General features: G+C 73.2%; 7 protein-coding genes and 1 pseudogene. 4 read left to right on the top strand and 4 right to left on the bottom strand.

Features of this window, described 5'->3' with window-relative positions:
• Positions 1-92 precede the first annotated feature (92 nt).
• On the top strand, positions 93-278 hold the full coding sequence (locus tag VNL12_RS20200) for a hypothetical protein (protein ID WP_325597098.1): 186 nt from the start codon (positions 93-95) through the stop codon (positions 276-278).
• 204 nt (positions 279-482) lie between these two features.
• On the opposite strand, the gene VNL12_RS20195 is transcribed toward VNL12_RS20200, so the two are convergent.
• Positions 483-968, bottom strand: coding sequence for a hypothetical protein (locus VNL12_RS20195; RefSeq protein WP_325597096.1), 486 nt, complete (start codon positions 966-968; stop codon positions 483-485).
• 1 nt (position 969) lies between these two features.
• Positions 970-1128 carry a hypothetical protein gene (locus VNL12_RS20190; protein WP_325597094.1) on the bottom strand — a complete coding sequence of 53 codons (159 nt, stop codon included), beginning with the start codon at positions 1126-1128 and terminating at the stop codon, positions 970-972.
• 440 nt (positions 1129-1568) lie between these two features.
• Here VNL12_RS20190 and VNL12_RS20185 point away from each other — a divergent pair, with 440 nt between their 5' ends.
• The 3 genes and pseudogenes from VNL12_RS20185 (at position 1569) to VNL12_RS20170 (ending at position 2955) form a co-directional block, all read left to right on the top strand.
• Positions 1569-1706, top strand: coding sequence for a hypothetical protein (locus VNL12_RS20185; RefSeq protein ID WP_325597092.1), 138 nt, complete (start codon positions 1569-1571; stop codon positions 1704-1706).
• Positions 1707-1757: 51 nt separating this feature from the next.
• A pseudogene (locus VNL12_RS21095) lies at positions 1758-2581 on the top strand (formate/nitrite transporter family protein).
• Positions 2582-2649: 68 nt separating this feature from the next.
• Positions 2650-2955: a GNAT family N-acetyltransferase gene (locus tag VNL12_RS20170; RefSeq protein WP_325597086.1), complete on the top strand. Its 306-nt coding sequence runs from the start codon at positions 2650-2652 to the stop codon at positions 2953-2955.
• A 45-nt stretch (positions 2956-3000) separates the two neighbouring features.
• Here the strand turns inward: VNL12_RS20170 and VNL12_RS20165 are convergent, their stop codons facing one another.
• Both VNL12_RS20165 and VNL12_RS20160 read right to left on the bottom strand, forming a co-directional pair.
• Positions 3001-4203 carry an acetyl-CoA acetyltransferase gene (locus VNL12_RS20165; protein WP_325597084.1) on the bottom strand — a complete coding sequence of 401 codons (1203 nt, stop codon included), beginning with the start codon at positions 4201-4203 and terminating at the stop codon, positions 3001-3003.
• A gap of 41 nt (positions 4204-4244) precedes the next feature.
• Positions 4245-4836, bottom strand: a 592-nt coding sequence (locus VNL12_RS20160; protein WP_325597082.1) for a Zn-ribbon domain-containing OB-fold protein, incomplete at its 5' end; no start/stop codon positions are given.

Genomic DNA, 4836 nt, shown 5'->3' with positions numbered 1-4836 from the left:
ACCGATGAAGGCGAGCAGGGCCCACCACAGAACGATGGCCTTGGCCGTGTCGGACTGGACCCGGCTCGCCATCCAGAGCCCGAGGCACACCAGTGGGTTGCGTCGGGCTCTTCCCGGCTCTCGCCGAGCACCACACCCGGGCCCGTGAGGCCCCCGAGGCGTACCGCATGGTGCAGCTGGCGTGGCCCGATCCCGCCGGCGCCCTGCCGTGGGAGCCTCACTTCGCAGGCGAGCTCGCCCCGGTGCAGCTGCTGCTCGGCGAACCCCCGACCTCCTGAACGGCCCCATCCGCGGGGTCCCGGTGACGGGCACGGTCCCCCTCCGGCCCGAGACCGTTCTGGGGGCCGGATTCGGCCCCCAGCGGGAATCCTGCCCCCAGAAGCAACCGGCGACAGCATTGCGGCGGACGGGGCACAGAGCGGGTTCGGCGCCGGTGGCGTCGGCCTCGCTGTCCGGGCGCCGACGGCGCCGCCGACCGTGCGTCAGGGGCGGTGGACCTCGGCGAGCCACCGACCGGTGGTCGGGATCGGGCACAGCGTCTCGGCCGCCCGCAACGACCAGGTCACGGCCCGGGCCACGTCGAGGGGGTCGTCCAGGGACAGCACCACGCCGCGCCGCACGTGGTCCTGAACCACCGTCCAGGCGTCGGGGACGGGGATCTCCTCGGCCGCCAGGCGGCGGACGACCCGGGTGCCGACGCCGTGGCTCAGGCCCAGCTGGGCCGGGCGGCGGCCCCGTCGTCCGTCGGTGGGAGCGATCAGGGTGGCCTGCGGGATGGGCGGGCCCGACGCTCGGAACATCGCACCGATGGCCGAGGGGGTCACCGCGGTGGCGTCGTCCTCCTCGACCTCCGGGAACAGGTTCATCCAGCCTCCGGTCTCGGCGACCAGTCCGGCGAGGGCGTCGATCGCCGCCTCCGGTTCCGCGCCCGTCAGCTCGATGCGCTCAGGAGCTCGACGGCGAGCCACCTCAGCGCCGACCGACGACGGGCTGGTCGAACGGGCGCGCCAGGCCCGGGCCGACGGCCCACCCGAGGGACGCTGCGCCGAGGCCGACGACGCCGGCCGCCGAGGCGACGACGACCCGGTTCCGGCGCTCGGCCGGCGTGGTCGAGATGGGGGACCTCATCGGCGTCTCCGGGTCGGCATCCCGACACCCTGCCAGATCGGCCCCGGCCAGAGAGCCCGGGCCGGAACCGACCCGTCGGGACCTTCGGGCGCGGTCTCACCCCTCGGACTTGAGACCCTGGGGCCCATGGAGAACATAGCGCCCGTCGTTGGCGGAGTCGACGGGTCCGACGGGTCACTCGACGCTCTCGGGGTCGCCCGCCAGGAGGCGTTGCTGCGGCTGCGGCGAACGTGTCGCCCGGCAGCATCGGCTGGCTCCACCCGTGCACGGCGAGTACCGAAGCATGGCGGAGCGACGCCTCATGGAGGGCCCACCGCAACGCAAACCGCGAGTGCTCAGACCCGTCCACGATGGCCACCTGTTGGCTCACCGAACCGAGCAGGAGCCCGGCGAAGTCACCCCGGCCGCTCACCCCCGTCACGGCGTGCGAGGCTGAGGCGATGGACATCGCCACCCTCACCGGCGCCCTCGCCTCCTACCGTGGCGACGAGGGGCTGCGCGTGTCCAACGAATGCCAGAGCGGCCTCACCCTGCTGGCCTTCCTCGCCCCTCCGTTCCCACCCCGCCCCGCGAGCTGAACGGGCGGAGGCCCCGAAGCGCCACCCCTACGAGCGCAGGACCACGAGCCCATGGCACCCCCCGACCACGACCCCACGGGGGACAGCGCGGGCCCTATGGAGGACGAGCTCGATCAGGCCGTCGACCGTCTGCTCGACGAGGGGGTCCAACGGCTCCACCGGCCGTGGCGCATCGTGCTGGTCACCGGGTTCGTCGGCGGCACCGAGGTGGCCCTCGGCGTGCTCGCTCTCCTGGCCGTGCGCGAGGAGACGGGCAGCCAGCTGCTCGCGGGCCTGGCCTTCTCCACCGGCTTCGTGGCCCTGCTCCTCGGGCGCAGCGAGCTGTTCACCGAGGGCTTCTTGGTGCCGGTCACCACCGTCGTGGCCAAGCGGGCGAGCGTGACCCAGCTCGCCAAGCTGGCTCCGGGACCCTGGCCATGAACCTGATCGGGGGATGGGTGATGATGGGGCTGATCACGACCGCGTTCGTCGACCTTCGGGACCGCACGGTCACCGCCGCTGCCCACTTCGTCGAAGCGCCGCTCTCGGCGGAGACGATCAGCCTGTCGGTGCTCGGGGGGGCGACCATCACCTTGATGACCCGCATGCAGCACGGCACCGACTCGACGGTCGCCAAGATCGTCGCCGCCGTGATCGGCGCGTTCCTGCTGGCCGGGCTGGAGATGTTCCACTCGGTGCTCGACTCGCTGCTGATCTTCGGCGCCCTGCACACCGGCGACACGCCCTTCGGCTACGTCGACTTCCTGCGCTGGTTCGCCTACACCGTCACCGGCAACATCGTCGGCGGCGTGGGTCTGGTCACGGTGCTGCGCCTGATCCGCAGTGCCGAGCGCATCGAGGACGAGCGCCACGACGTCGAGGCGGGCTCGGCCTGAGGTTGGGCCGTCGCCGGGCGCTCGGCATGCTCGCAGCAACCGGATGACCCGAACCGACGGAGCGACCCATGAGCACCGACGTGACCGACCACCCCGACGCCGGGCGCTATGAGATCCACGTCGACGGAGCCCTCGCCGGCTTCGCGGAGCGCCACGAGGGTGACGGGGTCATGGTGCTGCCCCACACCGTCGTCGACCCCCGCTTCCGCGGCCAGGGCCTGGCCGCCCTGCTGATCCGCCGGGCCCTCGACGACGCCCGTCGCGACGGCCTCTCGGTCGCGCCGGCCTGCTCGTATGTGGCGAGCTACATCGCCGAGCACCCCGCCGAGCTCGACCTGGTGCCCGAGGCCGACCGGCCCCGCTACGGTCTCTGACCACGGTCCCGTCCGAGCGGCGTCGAGGGCGTGCTCGACGCTGGCTCAGTCCCCGAGCTCGGTTCCGACGATGCCGACGAAGCTCACCATCTCGCCCGGGTAGCCGCCCAGGTTGTGGGTGAGGGCGAGCGAGCGACCCTCATCGACGGCCGCGACCTGGCGGTCGGCGGGGGCCTGGCGGCGGAGCTGGAGCCAGGCCTCGTACATCATCCGCAGGCCGCTGGCGCCGACGGGGTGGCCGAAGCTCTTGAGCCCGCCGTCGGGGTTGACCGGCAGCTCGCCGTCGAGGTCGTAGAGGCCCTTCTCGCAGTCGACCCACGCCTCGCCCCGGGCCGAGAAGCCGAGGTCCTCCATCAGCACCAGCTCGGTGGGCGTGAAGCAGTCGTGCACCTCGGCCAGGGCCAGCTCGCGGCGGGGATCGGTGACCCCCGCCTGGCGGTACGCGTCGGCCGCGGCCGCCGCGATCTCGGGGAAGGTCGTGTAGTCGTACGCCGGGTCGATGAGCCCCGAGCCGTTGCCGGCCACCAGCGAGAGGGCCTTCACGTAGAGCGGGTCGTCGGTGTAGCGATGCGCGTCGGCGGCCCGGCACACCACGGCGGTGGCGGCGCCGTCGGCCACCCCGGCGCAGTCGAACACGCCCAGCTCGCCGGCGACGGCGGGCATGGCGCAGATCGCGTCGACCGACATCTCCTTGCGGAACTGGGCCTTGGGGTTCTTGGCCCCGTTGGCGTGGTTCTTGCTGGCGATGCGGGCCACGACCCGGCGGAGGTGCGCCGGGTCGACGCCGTAGCGCTCGGCGTAGGCGGGCAGCACCATGGAGAACATGGCCGCCGCGGTGAGCGTGCGGTTGGTGCCGTCGGTGGGGATGGGGAAGGCGTTGAGCCCCTGGTAGCCGGAGTCCTTCACCTTCTCGACGCCCACGGCGACGGCGAGGTCATAGGCCCCCGACGCCACCGCGTACGCCGCCGCCCGCAGGGCCTCGGACCCGGTGGCGCACATGTTCTCGACCCGGGTCACCGGCGCGCCCTCGAGCTGCAGGGCCCGGGCCAGCACGATGCCGCTCATCCCCGATTGGGCCGTGCCCAGCCACCAGGCATCGGCGTCGGCCCGTTCGATGCCGGCACCGGTGAGGGCCTCGGTGGTGGCCTCGACGAGCAAGTCGTCGACGCCGCGGTCGAAGTGCTCGGCGAAGGGGGTGCAGCCCATGCCGACGATGGTGACCTGGTCGCGGATCCCGTGTGATGCCATGGTGGTGGTCGACCTTCCTGGGAGTCGTCGGGGTCGGCGGATCAGCCGGCGGCGGCCGCAACGGCGGCGATGATCGAGCCGTCGGCGGCGCGCCGGGGCCGGGCCTTCCAGAAGTAGTTGGCGATGCCGTCCGCGGTGAAGAGGCGCCGGAAGGTCATCTCGACCCGGGTGCCGATGGCGACCTCGTCCGCGTCGCAGTCGGTGAGCTCGATGGGCAGGCGGCCACCGCCGTCGAAGTCGACCACCGCGAAGACGATGGGCGGGCTGGGCGAGTAGGCGAGGCGGTCGATGGTGGAGGTGACCACGGTGCCGGCCACCTCCGCCATGGGCCGGGCCTCCATGTCATCGATGGCCCCGCCCCCCATGGCGACGCGGGCCGGGGGCATGTGCACGCTGCCCGAGGTGCGGTCCTCCGAGGCCACGAAGCCGAACTTCCAGTCCGCGCTGCGGGCCGCCGCCGATGCGGAGGGGCGGGCGGGCTCGGGCCGTCGCGGCGGCTCGGTGGGCAGCAGTCCCCGCCACCGCAGGTAGGTCGGGTACGTCAGGTCTCGGCCGGCGGCGATCTGGTCGGCCACCGGACGGGCGCTCACGTGGTCGGCGACCGCCGCGGTGGCCCGGAAGACCAGCGCGTCG

The sequence above is a fragment of the Iamia sp. genome, assembly GCF_035575815.1.
Classification (GTDB): Bacteria; Actinomycetota; Acidimicrobiia; order Acidimicrobiales; family Iamiaceae; genus Iamia.
This window is presented reverse-complemented; position numbering and strand designations above follow the sequence as displayed.

Coding starts and splice junctions, on each gene's coding strand:
- VNL12_RS20190 (WP_325597094.1), bottom strand. CDS start 1,128: ATGAGGTCCCCCATCTCGACCACGCCGGCCGAGCGCCGGAACCGGGTC.
- VNL12_RS20185 (WP_325597092.1), top strand. CDS start 1,569: ATGGACATCGCCACCCTCACCGGCGCCCTCGCCTCCTACCGTGGCGAC.
- VNL12_RS20170 (WP_325597086.1), top strand. CDS start 2,650: ATGAGCACCGACGTGACCGACCACCCCGACGCCGGGCGCTATGAGATC.
- VNL12_RS20165 (WP_325597084.1), bottom strand. CDS start 4,203: ATGGCATCACACGGGATCCGCGACCAGGTCACCATCGTCGGCATGGGC.